Origin of the sequence: Sphingomonas sp. (assembly GCF_041661825.1) — a bacterium.
Taxonomy (GTDB): Bacteria; Pseudomonadota; Alphaproteobacteria; order Sphingomonadales; family Sphingomonadaceae; genus Sphingomonas.
In genome coordinates, this window is record NZ_JBAZTU010000003.1 from 47,167 (window position 1) to 67,916 (window position 20,750).

The window sequence follows — 20,750 nt, forward strand, 5'->3', positions numbered from 1 at the left end:
GCCGGGCGTCAGCGTTCGGCCAGCGCAACGTCGATCACGGTGTGAAAAGCGCGACGCTCCTCCGCCATCGTGTGCCTGCTCGCGACCGCGTCTCCACCCGCGCGTAGCCTGTCGCGAAGCGGCGCGTCGGACAGCGCGCGCATCACTGCGGCCTCATGCGCATCGAGGTCGTCGCGCGGCGCGATCAGGCAGGTCGTCTCGGGCCGGCAATGGCCGCGATTGCCGCCGGCATCATTGGTGATCACCACCGATCCTGCCGCCATACCCTCCAGGGCAGGGAGGTAGAATCCCTCCACGATATTGGGCAAGGCGACCAGCACATCCGTGGCCCCGATCAATGTCTCATACGCCGGCTGCGGCAATCGCGGGACCCCGGCGAGGACAGGCGCAAGCCCGCTACGCCGGAGACGCGCCGCGAGCGCCTCGGCGAGCGCCGGCTGCTTGCCGGACAGGATCGTCACGCCGATCGATTTGCTGTCCGATCGCCGCGCGAAGAACCCGTCGGCGGCGCCGATCGGGACCAGATGCATTGGCCCGCACGCGGCCGGTGCGAGCGCGTTGCGCAGGGCAGGGGTCGTGCAGATGCGCCGCGCCGGCCGAGCCAGATAGGCGCGGAGCACCGGGTCGGTGAGGTACCCCGGATGCTGCGTGAAGTGGAGAATTTCCGGGCTCGGCGCGCGTTCCGGCAGCAGCGACCAGTCCTTGCCGTTCAGGGCGACAAACCGGGTGTCGGCAAGATCGGCGCGAGGATCGCTGACGATTGCCGCGTCGGGAACCCCGTCCCAGATGTCGCTTTCGCGGTGGCGGGACCCGGGCGAAAACCACAGCGCAGCGTCGATCAACGGGTGCGCCGCTGCGTGCGTATAATAGTCGCGCACTTTGACGTTGCCGCCGGTGGGTGCACCGAAGTGTCGGATCAGCAACAGGCGGTGTCGTGAAGCCATTGTCTCTTTCGTCTGGTCCGCTCGATTCAACGCTGGCGCGAACAATGCAGGATGCAGCCCGGCGGCGCCCTCCTCGTGCCGCCCCGCTCATTCTCATTGTTGTTTGAATGTTGGAAGCGTTTCCCCGCTGATCAGCGGTAAAATCACGTCGTTTTTCCGCTGTTCCGACGCGTTTTTCCGCTGTTATGCCGTAACAGGGAAAACCCATCTCAAGTCATTGCCGTAAAATGAAAAAATTCCGCCGAAAATCCAACATAACAGCGGAAGAAAAAAGCGAAGCGAAAAATCGCGCTTTTGTTGGACGTTTATCGCTTCGGCGCGAGCATTGGCGGGCGCCAGTCCTTCATGTCCGCCGTATCGCTCACCTTCCACGGCACGCCCTTACTGGTCAGGAACAGCTTCTCCATCTCCGGCCGGGTGAAGGGCCGTGAGCCGAGCCGCCCGAACACCGCGATCTGCCCGCCCGTCTCGTCCACCGCCCGGTCGCGGTCGAGCCCCTTGGACAGGGCAAGCGCAGGGGAGGGCGTCTTCGCCCAGGCGATCAGCTCCGGCATCGGCGCCGGCGAGAAGCCGTAGAAGTTGCGCTGGCTGTCGGGCGAGGTCAGTTGCAGCACCTTCAGCCCGTTCCGTCCGTCGGCGACATAAGCGAACAGCGAGGCATTGGTGCTGCCCAGGATCACGTCCTGCGCATCGTTGAGCTGCCCGTCGAAATTGACCTTCCGATAGAGCGTCGGCCGCATCGGGTTCGTCACATTGGCGATTACCAGCCCCTCGGCCCCCGCGGCGACATAGGCATAGGTCCGCGCGACATAGAGCCGCCGCGCATCGGCCAGCGGGATCGTGCCGGATGGCACCGCGACCGGATCGAGCAGCCTGGTCACGTCGAACAGCTTCACGCCCTCGGCATCGGTCACCCAGAGATAGCGGAACTGGATCGCACTCGCCCGCGCATCGCGGAGCGGCCGGACGGCGGCGAGGCGGGGATGGAGCGGATCGGCCAGGTCGACCACCACCAGCCCGGCATCCGCGGCGATGTACGCGACCGATCCCGCCAGCACGATATGCCGCGCGCCCTTGAGCACCCCGCTTTCGTTCCAGGTCACCGCGCGCTTCAGGAAATTGTTGCGGAACTCGCCGTCCGCCATGGTTTCGATATTGACGAGGATCAGCCCATCGACCGCGTCGGTGACCGCGGCATAGCTGTAGATCGGCAGGAACGCCTGTTCCTGGTTCATCTCGCGCATGGCGGGCGTGTTGCGCTGCGGGTTGATCGGCTGGCCGGTCGGCAGCGCCATGCAGGTCGCGTTTGTCGACGCGACACGCGTATTCTGCCCGAGCTTCGAGAAGGGCGCCGAGACGATCCGTTCGGAGAAGCCCTTGTTGGCGATCGAGGCGACGTCATAGACGCGGAAACCGCCGCGCCCCTCCGCCACATACATATACTCGCCCCGCAACTGCAGGCACCCGACTCGGTCGGACGTGCCCTGCACGACATTGCGGAACTCCTCCTTCGGTCGCGTCTCGCCGGAGAAGCTTTTGTCGAAGGTCTTGCCGCGCACCCAGTTCTTCAGCTCGCGCTTGTTGCCCTCGACATGCATCCGCCAGTAATCGGGATAGGCGTAACGCTGGAGATAGGAGCCGATCACGGCCTGCGGCTCTTCCCATTCCGTGACGCGCACTGCCTCGAACCCACGATCGAGCCCGGTCCAGGCGTTCAGCCCGACGAAATTGACGCTATTGGTGCCGAGCAGCAGCAGCTGCGCCATGATCGCATTGTTGTCGTCCTTCGCCGACAAATGGCAGTCGGTGCAGGTCTTGGTCTCGGTGGTACGCACCGTATGCGGGAAATGCGGGGCAAAGGCCTGGCTGGAAAAGCCGATCGCGCTGATCGGCGGCTGCTGGATATAGATCCGCTCGCGATTGACGTTGGTCGAGGACAGCACCAGCGCCGAGGTGCTGCGCACCGGCGTCACCACATTGCCCTTGGTTGTCATACCGCGCCCGAGCTGGAACATGTCGTCGCGCGCCACCTGCGGGTTGTAGGTCGCGAAGTTGCGCGTCTCCTCGCCCTTGAAATGATGCGTGCTGCTCTTCCAGTTCGCTTCGATCGGCAAATGGCACCCGCCGCAGCTCGTCGTCCAGCTGAGGTGGCAGGTGTAACAGGTGACCTTGTCCTCGCCGTGCGCGCGGTCGACGGCGAGAATGCCCGGCCCGAAAGAGAATTTCCCGTCCTCCCCGCCATAGCGGCTCATCAGCTTGGCGCGCGCGGCCTTGGCGTTGAAATGACTGTTGGCCGGATCGACGCTGTCCTTGACCAGCCGGACCTCCCAGCTGAGCTTGGGATCGACGATCGATCGCTGGATCAGGACTCTCGGACCAAGCGGCTTGCCGATCCATTCAAAGCGGCGCTGTCCGTCGGGATTCCGCAATATAGACAGGTCATTACCCTGTGGTCTTGCCGCCGGGCCCGAAGTTCTGAGCGTCGGGTATTCGTCGGCGGTGCCGTGGCAGTCCTTGCAGCCGATCTCGACCGCATTGGCCACCTCGCCATAGATCAGCCCGTTGCCATGGCTGTCCTGCGAGAAATGGCAGTCGGCGCATTGCAAGCCCTTCTCGGCATGGATGTCCATCAGATGGACCGCCTTGCCCGGGTTGGTGCCCGGCGGCACGAAGGCGCCTTCGCCTTTCTTGCGCCATTTCTCGGGGTCGTCGGGCCAGACGATCTTGCCCTCGGCATCGAGCAGATTGCCCTCGCGATCGCGCTTGAACACCCCGCGGAAGTTCCAGCCATGGCCGTGATAATCGGCGAACTGGGTGTCCTTCAGTCCCGGGTTGAGGTCGTACACGTTGCGCAGGAAATCGGGGTCGCTCCATTTGCCCAGCGCGGCGGCGGCCTCGGGGTTGCGATCGTTGCTCGCGCGCACCTCGGCGGCGGTCGGGTATTTCTGCTCCTTCGGCCACATCGAGGGCGCGTCGGATTCATAATCCCACATCGTGTAGCCGAGGTAGGAGTTCAGGAAGATGTTCGGCTGGTGCATGTGGCAACTCATGCACTGCGCGGTCGGGATGGCGCGGGTGAAGGCGTGGCGGATCGGATGACCGCTCTCCCGCATGCCCGGCTTGATCAGGCCGCCATGCGCGTCGGGCCTGGCCATCTTCGCGGCGATCGTGGGATCGACCGCCGCACTCTGCCCGTCGCGGCCGAACTCGGCATAGATCAGGCTGTGCCGCGGCTCACGGTCATTGGCGTAGATCACGTGGCAGCCGGTGCAGCCCGATCCGCGATAGTCGCCGGGCTGCTCGTTGGTCCCCATGAACCACATCAGCGGATCGTTGAGCCGGGTCTTGTGAATGTTGAGGATCGGGATGGCGACGCGCAGTCCCGTGCCCGGCCCGCGGTTCGACTGCTTCAGGTCCGGCCGCCCCGGCTCCTCGAGCCGCTGGATCGATCCCGTGGGGTTGGGCAGCCCCACCTCGGCGAACTGGGTGCTGACATTCCGCCCGCCGCGCTCGAACACCCGGAAGACGTCGCCGGGCGGCGTCACCTGCCAGGTCGGCAGCGGATACATCGCCGCCAGCGCCCCGCGCTTCGCCTCCGCCTCTGTGACGGTGCCCGGCGGCGATCCCGGCGAAACGATCTTCGCCGGCTCGCCCTTGTCGGTATAGGCCTCGCCGAACACGTAATTCTTGAACGGCACGATGCCGTTATTATAGGCCGCGCCCCCGAACAGCATCGCCCCCGACGCCATGATCGACCGCTCGGCGGCCTCGATCACCTCGAGGTGGCAGGCCCCGCAGCTGTTGCGCACCACCCGGTAATCGCCCGGGTTCACGAAGCGGATATAGTCCGGCGCCTCCTTGTTGAGCAGCGTGTAGCTCCCCTTGGGATTGGCCGAGTCCGGATAGTTCCAGCTATGCGGATAGCGCGGCAGCACATGCGCCTTCTCCCGCGCCGCCACATAATCGGGATCGTCGAAGCCGAGATCGGGATTGCCCCGGACCGCCGCATCGCCGCCATGGCAATCGGTGCAGCCGAGCTGGACCGCCGGGCTCGCATGCATCGAGGGCTCGTCAGTGCGGGTGTGGCACGAGTAGCAGCCGTCCGACTTGGTCGCGACCTGCTCCGGCGTCTGGCTCATCGGCGCCGTCAGCATCGGCGCATAGGTCCGCGCGACCGGCTTCTCCTCGTCGCTCGCGCGCAGCATCGCCGCCGGCACCAGCGCCATCGCGATCGGCAGGAGGAAGAGGAGCCTGCGCATCAGTAGCTCAGGATCACATTGGCGAGGATCGAGTAATAAGCCCGATCCTGCGCCTTGTTGGCGAACAGGTCGCGAAACCCCTTGCCCGGCGCGAGCACCGCCGCCGACAGCCGCACCACGATGTTCTGCGTCGCCTTGGGCCGCCAGATCGCCGCGGCGGACAGGTCCCAGCCGATATCCTTCGGAATGCTCCCCTCGTTGCGCAGCGTCTGCAGCACGGCAGTATCGGCAAACCAGAGATGGTTCACATTTGTCGACAGCCGCGTCGTCGGCGTGATGTCGAAATCCCCGCCCACACCGACCAGCGCCGTACCTGGATTGTTGAAGTTGGACTGCCCCTGCTCCTTCGAGGAGCGCAGCGAGTTAAGGATGCCGTTGCGCCCATTGATCGAGACGGCGCGGCCACCGCCGGCGAAGGGGATGGTCTGGCGGATCCAGTAGCTGGTGTCGGCCCCGGCAAAGATCGGGTTCTCGAAGATCGCATCGAACCCGTTCTCGACATTGTCGTACGGGCGCTTGTCGCCGCTCGCGTAGAGCCCGGACAGGCGGAAGCGCATCCAGTCCCTGTCGTAACTCAGCTCGGCCGCGCCGAAATAGGCCCTGATCTGCGCCGGCCGGCTGGTGAAGAAGCTGTTCCGGTCCTGCCCCAGCGCACCGTAGAGCGACGCCGTCAGGTTCAGCCGCCCGATCCGACCATCGGCATTGTAGCCGAGATAGACCACGTCATAATCCCGCCCGCGCAGGTCGCCGAGCAGGGCCGGGCGCACCGGGAAGCCGTTATCGTCCACTTCGATCCGGCCCGCCTCGCGGTTGCGGTTGTAGACCGCGGTGACCTGGCTGGTGAGCCCCGGGATCAGGAAGTCCTGCCGGTATAGGTTGCCGATGAACACGAAATCGTCGCGCGGCCGCTCGATCACGCTGTTCAGGCCGGAATTGGTGTCCTTCTCCAGCCGCCAGAACGCCGCGAGGTTGAACTGGAAGCGGTTGTTGTCCCGATTGCCGAAAAAGCGCACGCCGAGTTGCTGGTCGTTGAACAGGAACCCGCGGAAGTCGCTCTGAAACGGCTGGATTCCGACACGGATCGATTCGAAGTCATAGCGGTCGGACGTATTGCGCAGGTGATAGTCGACGAACAGCTCCTGCACGCCGACGAAGTTGTCCGTCCGGTGGCTCGGCTTGCTCGGCTCGACGAACAGCACGCGGCGTTCGGGCACGTTCACATGGTTGATGTTGAAAGCAAGGGCGACGCGATATTCGATTTCGGGCGGCTTGAACGCGGTCGATCCCTTGAACAGCGACGCCCCGACGATGAAGGTCTGCGAGAAGACATAGCTCGCATCCTTGCCGAAGATGTCCAGGCTCTGCGGTCGCTCGGTCGTCTGCACGCCGACCGGGATGGGGAAGGTGCGCGGCTCCAGCACGGTGTCGCTGACCGCGCTGGCTGCGAAGAACCAGTCCTCGCCGTGAATCGGTAGCCACGGCACCTTGTGCGGATCGATCGGCCGGTCGCCCTTCAGCGTGTTCTGGTTGTAGGGATCGAACCAGCGCTCCTTGACCAGCCCGAGCGACTGGATCAGCCGCCAGCGGTCGGGCACCGGGATCTGGTCAGTCGGAAACGCCTCCGGCGGCGGCGGCCGGACTGCGCCGATATTGTTCTGGATGACCGGGTCGGGGAGGGGTTTCTCATAGCCGGGCCGGTGCCGGCCCTCGATCGTTTCGACCGGTGACGCTTCCTCCTTGCGGGGCGGCTCAGCCTGTGGCGGCGGAGCAGGTGCCGATTGGTCGGCCATGCTCGCCAGCAGAAGGAAGGGGGACAGGACCGGATGCACGCCTACAACCCCGCACAGACATTCTGCGTCGCGGTATCGAGGAACGGCGCGAAGGGGCAGTTGATGTAGCGCAGCCGAACATTCGAAGGAGCGACCACCACCTGGTCCGCGCGCATCGCAACCGGCGCATTGCCGATACCCCCAACGCGCAACCCGCCATTGTGTAGCCCCAGGAAGCTGATCATGTCGTCCTGGTCGATGCCGTCGCCCGACACGCCGATCGCGCCGACCAGCACGGAGCCGCGATAGATCGGTACCGATCCAGGAAAGACCTGCAGCCCGTTCTGCAGCCGATTCTGCCCTAGCGCCGCGTCGGGAATGAAGGTGCAGCGCTGCGGCGTATCCGTCCCGCTTGCGCCCGTGACGAAGTTCAGATGCTGGCCGAGATTGGTCAACACCAATGCCGATTGCAGCCCGGTCGAGAAGGGATTGAACTGCGCGACCGGTCGCGAGAACGGCCCATTGGGCCTGCCAACCTCGCCATCGGGAAAATAGGGCCGGGCAAGATTGCCGACCGACCGATCGGCAAAGGCGACAGTCCCGGTCAATGCGCTCGGATTGCCCAGGAAAGTCCGCGTCGCCGCGACGAAGTCGCGTACATCGGCGCTGGGGTCACCGAGCAATTGAGTCCCGGCAAACGGGCTCGAGAGGAATGCGGCGGTCCGCGCCTTTTGCAGCGAGACATCGGTCCCGAAGATCGGTGCGTCGGGCGAGCGCACCAGCCCGAGCACCGCCCCGCGCGTGTCGACCATCGAGATGCTGACCTGCGCCCGGCTGTCGAGCGGTTGCCGGATCTGCGCCCGGGCCCGGCTCATCACCGCGAACGCTTCTTCCAGCACCGCCCGGACCTCCGCTGCGGTGAGCGGCTGGGCGATATCGGCGCCATCCGTGCCGGCGAGGATCGGGAAACGGTCAACACCCGATCCGTCGGTCAGGACAAAGGCATCGCGATTGGAGAATTCTGATGCAGTAGAAGGTCTTATACCAGAAATCTCGCTCCCATATGCAACTCCGGCAAGGATCGCCGGAATCGGCACACCGAAATACCCCCGCACCGCGACCAATATCCCCAGGCCAGGATTGGTCGCTGCGTAGCTGGGGGTGCCCGTCGCGATCAGCCCGGCATAGTTCGCGTCCGTGAAACGCAGCTGGGTGCCGTCGACATAGATACGGTCGGCACGGACCCCGGTCGGCGCTTCGAACCCGACCGTCCCTGCCAGCGCGATCGCTTCCTCCGGATCATTGTCGGTATCGAGGATGTTCGGATCGAAGCCATAGACCCCGTCCGCCATCACCCCGATACCGCCGACGACCACGCCATTCTTGTAGAGCGGAAACCCCCCCGGGTCGGCGGACAGGCCGAGCGGCGAACGCTTCGGCCCGATTGACGCCATGGCGCCACCCGCCCCGTAGCGCGCGGCGAGATCGGAACAGGGCAGCTGGCTGAACTGCACTCCGAACAGCGGCCCGCTCTCCAGCCCTACCGTGGAGGGCGCGGGCGGGAAGTGCGTCTGGACGATCTGGCTCGCGGTGCGTGTGGAAAAGGCGTTGCCGCCGCTCGACAGATAGGCGCCCGTGATAGCCTTGGCGATTGCGCCGGCCTCGGCGGGCACGGTCAGGTTCTGTGCGTCGATATTGGCACCGTTGGGCGCCGCGCTGGTCGTCGCGTTCGCCGCCGCGCCAGTCATGCGGAACACGGCAAGGACATTGCCCACCCGGTCGACCACGGCGATCACGGCAGGCAGATGCCGCGCACTGGCCTCGGCCGCGGCGCGGGCGATCACGGTCTGTATATCGGCGACGCTCAGCGCCTCGGCCGCCGGGACGGGGTAGAGCGTCGAGGTCGGGGCGGGGGCAGGTGCCGGGGTCGGCGCTGGCGATCCGCCACCCGAACCGCCGCCACTGCCGCCACACCCCGACAGGATCAGCGCGGCGCTCGCCAGCAGGCCGGTGAGCCTCCTCATCGCAGCGCCCGGATGCTGCGCACCGCCTGGCCGAGCGATGCGCGGAAGTCGGCGGTACGATAGCCGTTCGGCTCCTTCACCGCGGCATAGGCGCGGTTGATATCGGCGCGGATCCCGGCTGCGGCGCCGATCGTGATGCGCTTCTCCTTGACCAGCGCGTTGAGCAAGGTGTCGATCGCCATCACGCCTTGCACCGATCCCGCATAGTCGGTGAAGCGCGGCGCAATGCCCGGCCCGGCAATGGCATCGACCATCGCAAAGGCGGTATCGCCCCCGCCGGCCGAGGACAGTGCGGAGGCCAAAGCGGTGGCAGTGGCGGCAAGCCGCCCACCCGCCGCCACGGCCGCACCGCGATCCTTGGCCAGCGCCGCATGGAAAGCCCGGCTGTCGCCGTCGAAGCGCGCCGCCAAACCCGGCGCCGCCACCTTCGCGGCGGCGGCAAGCAGGATCATGTTCTCGTCGTTGAATGGCGGCATGCCCGCCGGGATCGGACGCCCGGGATTGCTCTCCCAGGTCCTGGTCCGGTCCTCCCCGTCATAGATGCGGCGATGGCAGCTATGACAGTCGAAGAAATAGAATTCGGGGAAAGCGCCCTCGGTCCCCTTCGGCGTCGCATAGAGAGTCAGCATGCGGTTGACCGCCATCGCCTGGCCGACCGCCCACATGCGCACGCTGTCCGTCCGGCCCTTGCGCTGGATATAGTCCGCGTCCTCGTCGTGATGCTGCTGCAGGGTCGAGAACAGGTCGAGCTCGAACGAAATGCGCGGATGCCCCGCCGCCATCATCCGGTGCGAGACGAACTGGTCCGGCTTGCCGCTGCCGAAATGGCAATCGAGGCACACCGCCGCCCGTATCGCCGGTCGGTCGAGCGCCGTCATGCCGCGCGAGATATTGGCGGCATGGCTTGCCCCCACGGTGTAATGCGACGCGATCCAGCCCGCCGCCGGGCCATGGCACGCCTCGCAGCCCACGCCGTCCCCGGGCAGGAAGCGCCGCCCCGTCGTCCCACTGGCCGGCGTGGTATGGCAGCCGAGACAGGCGGGCGCGGCGGTCGGTTCGCCCAGCCCGAGCGTCGCGGTAATCTGGCGTGCCCGCGGGTAGGAGAGGACGGTGAAGGCCCGGCTGTGCGCGCCGCCGGGCGTCGAGGGCTCCTGCCAGCGCATCAGTTCGTCCTGCCGGACGATGACGCCGTCCGCCTCCATCCGGCCATGGCAGGTGGTACCGGCACAACTCGCCACGCCTTCCAGGCCGCTGGTCTCGCGCGCGGTTTGCCCCGCCAGCGAGGCCGAGGAGCCGATGATCGGGGCAAGGCCAAGCACGACCGCAGCGGCGACGCTCGTGACGAGCGCGCCGATCCGCAATCCGACGATATGGCCCCCGATCGCCATGCAGCGCCTAGTCCCCTTGGCCACCCGCGCCATGCGCTTTGGCGGCGTCTCTCGAAACGCGTGCAACCCGCTCTACGTCTGCCCGAAACGGTCTGATCAGAACAGCGTAAAACGTGTCTGTCAGCGGGACAAAGGAGCGGTTCAGCGCCGGCGGATCACCAGATTGCGGATCTCGGTCATGTCCTCCATCGCAAAGCGGATGCCCTCGCGACCCAGTCCGGAATCCTTCACGCCACCATAAGGCATGTTGTCGACGCGGTAGCTCGGCACATCGTTGATCACGATCCCGCCCACCTCGAGCCGGTCCCAGGCATCGAACATCTTGAACAGGTCGCGGGTGAAGATGCCAGCCTGAAGCCCGAACTTGCTATCATTCACCTCGGCAAGAGCGGCACTGAAGTCACTGAATTTACTCAGCAAGGCGACGGGGCCAAAGGCCTCCTCGCGATACACGGCGCTCGACCGGTCGACATCCTCCAGCAACGTTGCCTCAAGCATCGCACCCTCGCGCTTGCCGCCGCAGAGCAACCGTGCGCCGCCCGCCACCGCCTGCTGGATCCATCCGTCGAGCCGCCGTGCCTCGCCCTCGGAGATCATCGGCCCGATAAAGGTCGCCCGGTCCTTGGGGTCGCCCGCGACCAGCGTCTTCGTCTTCGCGACGAGCATGTCGCGGAACCGGTCATAGACCGCTTCATGGATGATGATCCGCTGCACCCCGATGCAGCTCTGGCCCGACTGGTAGAACGCCCCGAAGATCACCCGCTCCAGCGCATCGTCCAGATCGGCATCATGGTCGACGATCACTGCGGCATTGCCGCCCAGTTCGAGCACGACCTTCTTCTTGCCCGCCTTGGCCTTCAGGTCCCAGCCGACGCCGGGTGACCCGGTGAAGCTCAGCAGCTTCAGCCTTTCGTCCTCGGTGAACAGGTCGGCGCCCTCGCGGTGCGCCGGCAGGATCGAGAAGGCGCCTTCGGGCAGGTCGGTCTCCGCCAGCACCTCGCCGATGATGATCGCGCCCAGCGGCGTGCGGCTCGCCGGCTTCATCACGAACGGGCAGCCGACCGCGAGCGCAGGGGCAATCTTGTGGGCGGCCAGGTTCAGCGGGAAATTGAAGGGCGAGATGAACGAGCAGGGGCCGATCGGCACGCGCTTCCAGATGCCCTGATAGCCCTTGGCCCGCGGGGAAATGTCGAGCGGCTGGACTTCGCCGGTCATGCGCACCGATTCCTCGGCGGCGATGCGGAAGGTGTCGATCAGCCGCCCGACCTCGCCCTCGCTGTCCTTGATCGGCTTGCCCGCCTCCACGCACAGCGCATAAGCAAGTTCGTCGAAGCGCTGCTTGAACCGGTCGACGCAGTGCTGGAGCACCGCCTGGCGCTCATACGACGCCATCCGCGCCATCGGCTCGGCCGCGCGGACAGCACCTGCAATCCCCGCATCGATCGTCGCCGCATCAGCCTGCGCCACGCGGAAGGCAACCGCGCCGGTGAACTTGTCGGTGACTTCCAGGTCGGTGTTAGGTTGTTTCGCCTTGTTGTTGAGATAAAGCGGATAAATATCCCGTAAAGTTGGCATCGGAAGCTCCTTCTCTCCCTCTCCCCTTGTGGGAGAGGGAAGGGGCCCATCGCTTCGGCGATGGGAAGGGTGAGGGGGCTCTCGTTGAGGTTTCGAACCTCATTCCCCCTCATCCGGCGCTACGCGCCACCTTCTCCCACAGGGGGAGAAGGAAGTTTTACAGCGCCGCGCTCAGTTCCTTGATCTCGCGGTTCAGGATCCGGTCGTTGTCGGCATAGTCCACCGGGCAGTCGATCAGATGCACCCCCGGTGTTGCCAGCGTGTGCTTCAACAGCTCGGGCAGATGCGCCGCACTCTCCACCCGGTGCCCGATCGCCCCATAGGCCTCGGCATATTTGACGAAATCGGGGTTGCCATAGGTCAGGCCGAAATCGGCGAACCCCATATTGGCCTGTTTCCAGCGGATCATGCCGTAACTGCCGTCGTTGAGGATCAGCACGGTCAGGTCGAGCTTCAGCCGGACCGCGGTCTCCATCTCCTGGCTGTTCATCATGAAGCCGCCATCGCCGCAGATCGCCATCACCTTGCGCCCCGGACAGACCATTGCCGACGCCATGGCGGAAGGCAGGCCGGCGCCCATCGTCGCCAGCGCATTGTCGAGCAGCACGGTATTCTGCCTGCGTGCGGGATAGTTGCGGGCGAACCAGATCTTGTAGACGCCATTGTCGAGCGCGATGATCCCATCGCTCGGCATCGCCGCCCGCACTGCGCGCACCAGGCTCGCCGGAAAGATCGGGAAGCGCTCGTCCCCGTCGAGCGAGGCAGTATGCGCCAGCTCCGCCGCGCGCGCCGCCTGCATGGCGTCGAACGACCAACCGGCGGAAGGCACGATATCCTCCTTCATCTGCCAGATCGCGTTGGCGATATCGCCCAGCACCTCGATCTGCGGGAAATAGACCGGGTCCACCTCGGCCGACCGGCTCGAGACATGGATCACCTCGGCCCCGCCCGCCTTCATGAAGAAGGGCGGCTTCTCGATGACGTCATGGCCGATATTGACGATCAGATCGGCCGCCTCGATCGCGCGGTGGACGAAATCCCCGGCCGAGAGCGCCGCGCAGCCGAGGAATTTCGGGTGCAATTCGTCGATCACGCCCTTGCCGAGCTGCGTGGTGACGAACGGAATCCCCGTCTTCTCGACGAACTGGAGCAGCATCCGTCCGGTCATCTTGCGGTTCGCGCCCGCCCCGATCACCAGCACCGGCGACCGGGCATGCTCGAGCCGTTTCACCGCGGCGCGCACTGCCTTGGGCTCGGCCGAAGGGCGGCGGCACAGGCTGGCCTTGATCGGGCGACTCTCGGTCACCTCCTCGGCGACATCCTCGGGAAACTCTAGATGTGTGGCGCCCGGCTTCTCCTCCTCGGCCAGGCGGAAGCTCTCGCGCACCCGGCTCGGGATATTGTCCGCGCTGGCGAGCTGATGGGTATATTTGGTGATCGGCCCCATCATGGCGACCACGTCGAGGATCTGGAACCGGCCCTGCTTGGATTTCTTGATCGGCTTCTGACCGGTGATCATCAGGATCGGCATGCCGCCCAAGGTCGCATAGGCCGCCGCCGTGACGAGGTTGGTCGCGCCTGGCCCGAGCGTCGCCAGGCATACCCCGGTCTTGCCGGTGTGCCGGCCATAGGTCGCGGCCATGAAGCCGGCGCCCTGTTCGTGTCGTGTCAGGATAAGCTTGATCGGGGAGCGCGAGAGGCTGTCGAGGAAGTCGAGATTTTCCTCGCCCGGCACCCCGAAGACGTACTCGACGCCTTCTTCCTCGAGGCATTTCACGAAAAGGTCCGAGGCTTTCATCGATCGTTCCCCCGTGGCGGTTGAAATCACCGAACAAAACGACCTGAGATCGAGCCGACTCTGCCGGACGACTTGCCCGATCGAAATAGTGTATTCTCGCCCCAATAGAAAGCCGCGACTCGAAGCGGCCGGTCGCGTCAACCTGGGCTGATCAGCCGGTAAGGGGAGGACGGAAATGGCAATGACCGACCATGTCGACCTGTCGACATTCATGGACGGCGTAAAGAAGCGCAATCCCGGGCAGAGCGAATTCATTCAGGCAGTTCAGGAAGTAGCGCAGGATATCTACGAGTTTATTGCCGACAAGGAAGAATATCACCACTATCAGATCCTCCGCCGCATCGCTGAGCCTGACCGGATCGTATCGTTCCGCGTGTGCTGGGAGGACGACAACGCCAATATCCGCGTCCAGCGCGGCTGGCGGGTCCAGAACAACAATTCGATTGGGCCGTACAAGGGCGGCATCCGCTTCCACCCTTCGGTTACCGAGAGCGTGCTCAAATTCCTCGCCTTCGAACAGACTTTCAAGAACGCGCTGACCGGCCTGCCGATGGGCGGCGGCAAGGGCGGGGCGAACTTCAACCCGAAGGGCAAGAGCGATCACGAGGTGATGCGCTTCTGCCAGAGCTTCATGACCGAGCTCTACCGCCATGTCGGCGCGGATGTGGACGTTCCCGCCGGCGATATCGGCGTGGGCGGTCGCGAGATCGGGTATATGTTCGGTCAGTACAAGCGCATCACCAACCAGTTCACTGGCGTGCTGACCGGCAAGGGCCTGGAATATGGCGGCTCGCTGATCCGCACCGAGGCGACCGGCTATGGCGCGGTCTATTTCCTGCAGAACATGCTGAAGGCCCGCGGCACCGACCTGGAAGGCAAGACAGCCGTCATCTCCGGCTCGGGCAATGTCGCCACTCATGCGGCGGAAAAGATCGTTCAGCTCGGGGGCAAGGTGCTCACGCTGTCGGACAGCGAGGGCTTCGTCCACGATCCCGACGGCTTCGATCAGGAGAAGATCGATTGGGTGAAAGCCCACAAGACCAAAAGGCGAGGGCGCATCTCGGACTATGCGAAGGAGTTCACCGGTTCGAGCTTCCATGCCGGCATGACGCCATGGGGCGTGCCGTGCGATGTCGCCTTGCCCTGCGCGACCCAGAACGAGCTGCTCGGCATGGATGCGCGGGCGCTGGTCGGCAATGGCTGCATCGCGGTGGCCGAGGGTGCGAACATGCCGACCAATCTGGAGGGCGTGCATGTCTTCAAGGAGGCGCGCATCCTGTTCGCGCCGGGCAAGGCCGCCAATGCTGGCGGCGTTGCCGTGTCGGGGCTCGAGATGAGCCAGAACAGCGAACGTCGCGCCTGGAAGGAGGCGGAGCTGCAGCAGCTCCTGCTCGACATCATGGAGGGCATCCATGATCGCTGCGTCGCCTATGGGCGCGAGCCCGACGGCTATATCGATTATGTGAAGGGCGCGAACATCGCCGGTTTCAAGAAAGTCGCTGACGCGATGCTGGCGTTCGGCGTGGTGTGAGTCGTGTCGGAGCGATCCATCTGACCGCCCCGACTGGACCGAATGCTATGGGTTGACCGGATCCTGGCCTTGGCCCGGTTGCGGCGTATCCTCGCGATTTCGCTCGAAATACTGGTCGATGATCGGGTTTGAGGCCAGCGGATCGTCGATTGCCCCGGCTTGTGGACGGGCGTCGCGGAGCAGGCCGGCAAGCGCATCGGAGCCTGTATCGGACAGGGCGAACGGCCCGATCGGCGCCTGACCCGGTCCCGGCACGAATACCGCGAAGCCGGGTGACGTCACCGCCACGGTCGTGCCGCCGCCCGCGACGTCGATCGCACCGGGCGTTGCGCCCTGTGCGTTCGGGCCCGGGCCGCGCAGCAGGATCAGCGACGCGGTTTCGGGGTCGGCGGCGAAGCCGGCCGGCACACCCGCTTCGGCACGGGCGATGCGGATCGCATCGGGGCCGATCGCCCCTTCGACGATCGTGCCGCGGATGCCGATCGAGGCCACGGGCGTTCGGATCGACGACTGGCCGGGATTGGCGTGGAGCGGCTTGCCCGACATGAAGCGGAACGCACCCTTCGCGACCGACAGGCCGACCGCGCTCGCCTTGCGGTTCGGATCATAGACGAACCGGTCGACCTTGATCCGGGCATTGCCGCCCACGGTGAAGGTGGTGCGGTCGAGCAGCATCACCTGCAGCACGCTGCCACGGCCGGTCTGGATGTCGTTGCCGAGCGAGACGCGCTCCTTCACCACGGCCTTGTGCAGCGCGGGTTGGGCCTGGGTGGTCATGCGGACGTCGTTGACCACGGCGGCGTTCACGCCGACCGTCTGCGCCAACGCGGGGATTGCGGTCAGCGCCAGCGTGGTGGCGGCGAGAGGGGTGATATAGCGGATCATTGGGAGCGCTCCTCAGCGGCCGAATTTGTAGATGAGGCGAAGCTCGCTGCCGACATTGTCATAGTCGTGCAGGAAGCTCGTCCGGTTATAGTCGCGGCGCGAATAGCTGGCGGCCGCCTCGATATCGAAGCCGGTGTCACCGATTGGGGTTCCGATCGCGGCGCGGCCGAACAGCCGGGTCTCGATCTGGCGATTGCCAAGCGGGTTGGTGCGATAGGCGAGGTGGCGCACCGTGGCCGACAGGCCGGCATAGGTGCCGCTGTCGTCGATCGGCAGCCGCGCGGCCGCGTAGATTCTGCCGCCCGTATAGCCGAGATAGGCGGTTTCCGCGGTCTTCTGTTCGAAGGCGCCGCCGATCACGTAGCTCGCCTTCGCGCCCGCCTCGGCCGCATAGTCCAGCGCCAGATCGTAGCGCGTGCCGTCACGGTCGAAGACCGGGCGGGAGCCGGCATAATCCTGATGCACGACCTCGCCGCGCAGCGTGACACGGTGCGTGTCGCCGGGCATGGCAATGGCGATCTGGCCGCCATATTCGCCGACGAACTCCTTGCCGGCGATGCGGCCATAGCGGCCGACGGCGCCGAACGAGACGTCGAGACCGCCAAGCTGGTTGCCATAACCGATCCGGCCGGTGCCGATCTGATAATCGAGCTTCGGACCGGACACCGAGTCCTTGGTCTGGGCGCTGATGCCGCCATAGACATAACCGGTGCCGGCCTGGGCCCGCCCGTCGAATCGCGCCGAGGCAACGAAGGAAAGGCCGTCGTCGCGCACCGCAGGCGCGCCGAGATCGAACTGGGCGAGGAGCGCGCCGAATGCGTCGCTGTCATAGGCGATGCCCGCAGTGATCTCACCGGTCAGACCGTTCGCCGATCGCGCCGGCGCGCTGGCCGGCACGGTGATCGCTCCGCAAGCCTGTTGCGCCTCGCCCAGGCCGGCATCGCTCACCTTGAATCCGGCGAGCTTGGTCGTCTCGATCCGCGCTCGCTGCCGATCGTCGAGCTTGCAGAGCAGTGCGATATAATAGAGCCGTGCCGCAACATTCTGCTGGTCCGCCTGGCGGAACAGGACTCGCTCCAGCGTCGCCGCGGCGCCGAGTAGGTCGCCCTGGCCTTCCTGGCTGCGCGCGAGCGCGAGCGCTTGATCCGGTGTGGTGGAGGCGTCGATCAGCGCGTCGACTTCGGCGACCATATCCTGCGCCGTCGCGGGCGAAGCCGTCGCTATCGCGCCGACAGCCATGACGGCCGCCATGCATTTCCACAAAATATCGTCCGAAAGCATTCATATTCCCCTGAAAATCGGTGCTGCATGGCCCTTGGGAGGATCGAAAAATCAAGATCTGCCGATGAAGACCGGGGCGACGAGTGCAGGTTTACGCGTCGGTTGCCGGGTCGTTAGCATCGCGAAACGATATCTGTAACGCCTGTTCGTCGCATTTCCGCCGTCCCTGGCAGGTGGTGATCGGGATAGTGTCTCTCGATGGGTCGCCGAATGGATCTGTCGGCAAACGAATGGCGCGTTAACGCTGCTCGCGGAGTTGCCGTAACAGGCGTGGCTCGGGCGAAGTATTTACAATCGCTGTTAGGGAATCCCGCGACGGGGACGTCCGCCGATCGTGCAGCCTGCGCGAAATGGTTCCGCTGAGGATCGACCTCGATCAGGTCGTCGATCTCGAGCAGACTGAATCAGTCGCTCGAGGAAGTGGAGGCCCGACCGGGAATCGAACCCGGGTGCAAGGATTTGCAGTCCTCTGCGTCACCACTCCGCCATCGGGCCAGAGGCGGGCGCAGATGCTTTCTTTTTGTCGCGGGGTCAACCGTGCTTGGGTCGACAGGCGCGATTCATCATCAAGCCATGGAAAGGACACCGATCTCGCTTGACGTGGGTCATGCGGGCACGGGATGATCGCGCCATGTTCTCGATCTTCCTGACGCCGGACTATTTTCCCTTCGCGGTCGCTTTCGTCGTCATGCTGGGCATCGGCCTGGTCGAGGCGGTCGGCCTGGGGCTGGGTCATCTCGATCTCCACCCGGGTATCGATGGCCATGCCGAACTGGATGGGCACGGCGTGCTTGAGTGGCTGGGTCTTGGCGGCGGGCTGCCGCTCCTGATCTGGCTGACCTCGCTGCTGTGCTGCTTCACGATCGCCGGTGTCGCGGTGCAGCAGATCGCGACCGGCGCCACGGGCGCGCCACTGCACTGGGGCGTCGCCTCGGCGATTGCGCTCGCGACCGGAGGCCTCGCCAACATCTTCGCCGCGCGGGGGCTGGCCCGAATCCTGCCCGGCTACGAATCAAGCGTCATCGATGCCGGGGATCTGCTGCGCCGTCGCGGCACCATCCTTGAAGGCACTGCGCGCCGCGGTTTTCCGGCTCGGGCCCGGATCGTCGATCAGCACGATCAGGCTCACTATGTCATGGTCGAGCCGCATGACGATGCCGACACCATCGCCCAGGGGGAGACCGTCCTGCTCGTGCGCCGCGAAGGCGTGATCTTCTACGCATTGCCGGAAAACCATCCGACCCTGCGTCCGCTGCTATAACAAATCTTCCCTAGGAGAATCCCGTGCCCGCATCGCTCCTGAACATCCTGATCTACGCAGGCATCGCCATTGTCGGCCTGATCGTGATCATGCTCATCCTGACGCGGCTCTATCGCCGCGCGACCAAGGACGTGGCGTTGATTCGCACCGGCTTTGGCGGCGAGAAGGTCGTCCTCAACGGCGGCATTCTCGTATTCCCGGTGCTTCACGAACTGATGCAGGTCCGCCTCACCACGGTGAAACTCGAAGTGTCGCGTCTCAACAAGGATGCGCTGATCACGATGGACAAGCTCCGCGTCGATGTGGTCGGCCTGTTCCACATCAAGGTGAAGCCCGACGCACAGTCGATCGCCGCCGCCGCGCAGACCCTGGGCGAATCGGTCAACAGCCCGGATGCGGTGAAGTCCCTGCTCGACGGCAAGCTGGTGTCGGCGCTGCGCTCGGTCGCCGCGACGATGACGATGGAGCATCTCCACGCCAACCGTGCCGACTTCATCCAGAAGGTCCAGGAAGCGCTGATGACCGATCTGGACATGAACGGCTTCCAGCTCGAATCGGTCTCGATCACCCATTTCGACCAGACCGCGTTCGAGCATTTCAACGAGAACAACGCGTTCGACGCGGAAGGCCTCACCGTGCTCACGCGCACGATCGAGGAGCGCAAGAAGATCCGCAACGACATCGTCGCGACCAATCGCGTCGAGATCGAGCAGCGCAACCTCGACGCCAACAACCAGTCGCTCGAGATCGCCCAGGCGGCTGAGCAGGCCCGGCTGACCCAGGAACAGACCCTCGCCGCCCGCCGCGCCGAGCAGGCGACCGCGATCGCCACCGCCGAAGCCGAACAGACGCGCCTCGCCGAGATCGCCCGCATCACCGCCGAACAGGCGCAGACGGTGGCCCAGACCGAGGCCGACAAGGTCATCCAGACCGCGACGATCACCCGCGACGGCGCGGTCCAGACCGCGACGATCGAGCGCGATCGCAATATCGAACTCGCCCGCATCACCACGGCGGTGCAGACGGCGCAGAAATCGGAAGAGGAATCGACCGCGACCGCCGCCGCCAACGAGGCGCGCGCGCACGCGGTCCGCGCCGAGGAAAGCGTCGCGACCGCCAAGGCGACCGAAATCGCCAACCGCACGAAAAACGTCGCCGTCATCGCCGCTACCCAGAAGGCCGAGGAAGAGGCGGTCGGCATCACCGTTGCTGCCCGCGCCGAGAAGGAAGCGGCCGAAGCCCGGGCCATTGCTCTCCGCACTGAGGCAACGGCGGATGCGGATGCCGAAAAGGCCCGCGCTGAGGGCCGCGCCGCCGCATTCAAGGTCGACGCCGCCGGCCAGACCGCGCTCAACGAGGCGACCAACGTCCTCAACGACGCGCAGACTGCGCTGCTGATCCGCAAGGCGATGCTCGAGGCACTGCCCGGCATCATCGCCGCGGCGAGCAAGCCGATGGAGCAGATCGACAAGATCAGCATCCTCGACGCGCGGGGCCTGCACGGCAATCCGGGCGGTGCGGATGGCGGGGACGGGGGCGGCAATCTCGCGGACGCGGCGGTGGCCGCGGCGATGCGTTACCGGGTTGGCGGCCCGCTGATTGACGCGCTGATGGCGGAACTCGGCATGGGGGGGAACACGCTCAACGGCTTGCTCGGAGGCGTCGCACCCGCGCCAGTGGCGCCGGTGATCGTCACGGAGAAGGACCCGTCCGAGTAGGAACGGCTAGGGGAAGGGGGCGGTCGGCGGTCGAAACTACCGCGCGTCCGTCCCGCCACCGGAGGCGCCGTCCTTGGCACCAAGGAGCTGGATCGCGAAGTCGTCCCTCACCATTCTACATCCGCACCCGCGGCACACGCTTTCCCGGCGGCCGTCGACCAGGCGTGAGTGCCTGTTCGATCGGACATGATGCCCCGTCGCACATTTAATCAGCTGCATAAGGTGCATCTGGAGTCCTCCATTGCCTGACTCAGCGACCCTGTTCATGCTGCATAGCACAATAGAGATGACATGCGATTGACGATCGAATGAATTCG

At 65.4% G+C, this 20,750-nt stretch carries 12 protein-coding genes and 1 tRNA gene; 3 read left to right on the plus strand and 10 right to left on the minus strand.

Going from position 1 to position 20,750, the window contains the following annotated elements; translation table 11 throughout:
* Positions 1-8 precede the first annotated feature (8 nt).
* The 7 genes from WC729_RS13135 to WC729_RS13165 form a co-directional block, all read right to left on the minus strand.
* Entirely contained in the window at positions 9-944 is a 936-nt protein-coding gene (locus WC729_RS13135; RefSeq protein ID WP_372853423.1) for a glycosyltransferase, read from the minus strand.
* 305 nt (positions 945-1,249) lie between these two features.
* Positions 1,250-5,203, minus strand: a complete 3,954-nt coding sequence (locus WC729_RS13140; protein WP_372853425.1) for a hypothetical protein — start codon at positions 5,201-5,203, stop codon at positions 1,250-1,252.
* Positions 5,203-6,993, minus strand: a complete 1,791-nt coding sequence (locus WC729_RS13145) for a hypothetical protein (RefSeq protein ID WP_372853427.1) — start codon at positions 6,991-6,993, stop codon at positions 5,203-5,205. The genes WC729_RS13140 and WC729_RS13145 overlap by 1 nt, the downstream gene beginning before the upstream one ends.
* A gap of 41 nt (positions 6,994-7,034) precedes the next feature.
* Positions 7,035-8,996, minus strand: coding sequence for a heme-binding protein (locus WC729_RS13150; protein WP_372853429.1), 1,962 nt, complete (start codon positions 8,994-8,996; stop codon positions 7,035-7,037).
* A complete protein-coding gene (locus tag WC729_RS13155; protein WP_372853432.1) occupies positions 8,993-10,384 on the minus strand; it encodes a multiheme c-type cytochrome in 1,392 nt (463 codons plus the stop codon). The genes WC729_RS13150 and WC729_RS13155 overlap by 4 nt, the downstream gene beginning before the upstream one ends.
* Positions 10,385-10,525: 141 nt before the next feature.
* Positions 10,526-11,959 (minus strand): aldehyde dehydrogenase family protein, encoded by a 1,434-nt coding sequence (locus tag WC729_RS13160; protein ID WP_372853434.1) that lies wholly within the window; start codon positions 11,957-11,959, stop codon positions 10,526-10,528.
* Between the two features lie 157 nt (positions 11,960-12,116).
* Positions 12,117-13,757, minus strand: a complete 1,641-nt coding sequence (locus tag WC729_RS13165) for an acetolactate synthase large subunit (protein ID WP_372853436.1) — start codon at positions 13,755-13,757, stop codon at positions 12,117-12,119.
* A gap of 175 nt (positions 13,758-13,932) precedes the next feature.
* On the opposite strand from WC729_RS13165, the gene gdhA reads away from it, so the two are divergent.
* Complete coding sequence (gene gdhA / locus WC729_RS13170; RefSeq protein ID WP_372853438.1) at positions 13,933-15,288, plus strand: NADP-specific glutamate dehydrogenase; 1,356 nt, start codon at positions 13,933-13,935, stop codon at positions 15,286-15,288.
* Positions 15,289-15,333: 45 nt separating this feature from the next.
* Here the strand turns inward: gdhA and WC729_RS13175 are convergent, their stop codons facing one another.
* The 3 genes from WC729_RS13175 to WC729_RS13185 form a co-directional block, all read right to left on the minus strand.
* Positions 15,334-16,173 carry a FecR domain-containing protein gene (locus tag WC729_RS13175; protein ID WP_372853440.1) on the minus strand — a complete coding sequence of 280 codons (840 nt, stop codon included), beginning with the start codon at positions 16,171-16,173 and terminating at the stop codon, positions 15,334-15,336.
* 12 nt (positions 16,174-16,185) lie between these two features.
* Entirely contained in the window at positions 16,186-17,454 is a 1,269-nt protein-coding gene (locus tag WC729_RS13180) for a hypothetical protein (RefSeq protein WP_372853442.1), read from the minus strand.
* A 421-nt stretch (positions 17,455-17,875) separates the two neighbouring features.
* Positions 17,876-17,949, minus strand: a tRNA-Cys gene (locus tag WC729_RS13185).
* Positions 17,950-18,085: 136 nt separating this feature from the next.
* On the opposite strand from WC729_RS13185, the gene WC729_RS13190 reads away from it, so the two are divergent.
* Positions 18,086-18,715: an OB-fold-containig protein gene (locus WC729_RS13190; RefSeq protein ID WP_372853444.1), complete on the plus strand. Its 630-nt coding sequence runs from the start codon at positions 18,086-18,088 to the stop codon at positions 18,713-18,715.
* A gap of 23 nt (positions 18,716-18,738) precedes the next feature.
* Positions 18,739-20,433: a flotillin family protein gene (locus WC729_RS13195; protein ID WP_372853446.1), complete on the plus strand. Its 1,695-nt coding sequence runs from the start codon at positions 18,739-18,741 to the stop codon at positions 20,431-20,433.
* The last annotated feature ends 317 nt before the right edge of the window (positions 20,434-20,750 follow it).

Excerpts from the sequence above, each read along its gene's own strand:
- WC729_RS13190 (WP_372853444.1), top strand. The coding sequence starts at position 18,086 with ATGTTCTCGATCTTCCTGACGCCGGACTATTTTCCCTTCGCGGTCGCT.
- WC729_RS13135 (WP_372853423.1), bottom strand. The coding sequence starts at position 944 with ATGGCTTCACGACACCGCCTGTTGCTGATCCGACACTTCGGTGCACCC.
- WC729_RS13175 (WP_372853440.1), bottom strand. The coding sequence starts at position 16,173 with ATGATCCGCTATATCACCCCTCTCGCCGCCACCACGCTGGCGCTGACC.
- WC729_RS13180 (WP_372853442.1), bottom strand. The coding sequence starts at position 17,454 with ATGCTTTCGGACGATATTTTGTGGAAATGCATGGCGGCCGTCATGGCT.
- WC729_RS13140 (WP_372853425.1), bottom strand. The coding sequence starts at position 5,203 with ATGCGCAGGCTCCTCTTCCTCCTGCCGATCGCGATGGCGCTGGTGCCG.
- WC729_RS13160 (WP_372853434.1), bottom strand. The coding sequence starts at position 11,959 with ATGCCAACTTTACGGGATATTTATCCGCTTTATCTCAACAACAAGGCG.
- gdhA (WP_372853438.1), top strand. The coding sequence starts at position 13,933 with ATGGCAATGACCGACCATGTCGACCTGTCGACATTCATGGACGGCGTA.
- WC729_RS13155 (WP_372853432.1), bottom strand. The coding sequence starts at position 10,384 with ATGGCGATCGGGGGCCATATCGTCGGATTGCGGATCGGCGCGCTCGTC.
- WC729_RS13150 (WP_372853429.1), bottom strand. The coding sequence starts at position 8,996 with ATGAGGAGGCTCACCGGCCTGCTGGCGAGCGCCGCGCTGATCCTGTCG.
- WC729_RS13145 (WP_372853427.1), bottom strand. The coding sequence starts at position 6,993 with ATGGCCGACCAATCGGCACCTGCTCCGCCGCCACAGGCTGAGCCGCCC.
- WC729_RS13165 (WP_372853436.1), bottom strand. The coding sequence starts at position 13,757 with ATGAAAGCCTCGGACCTTTTCGTGAAATGCCTCGAGGAAGAAGGCGTC.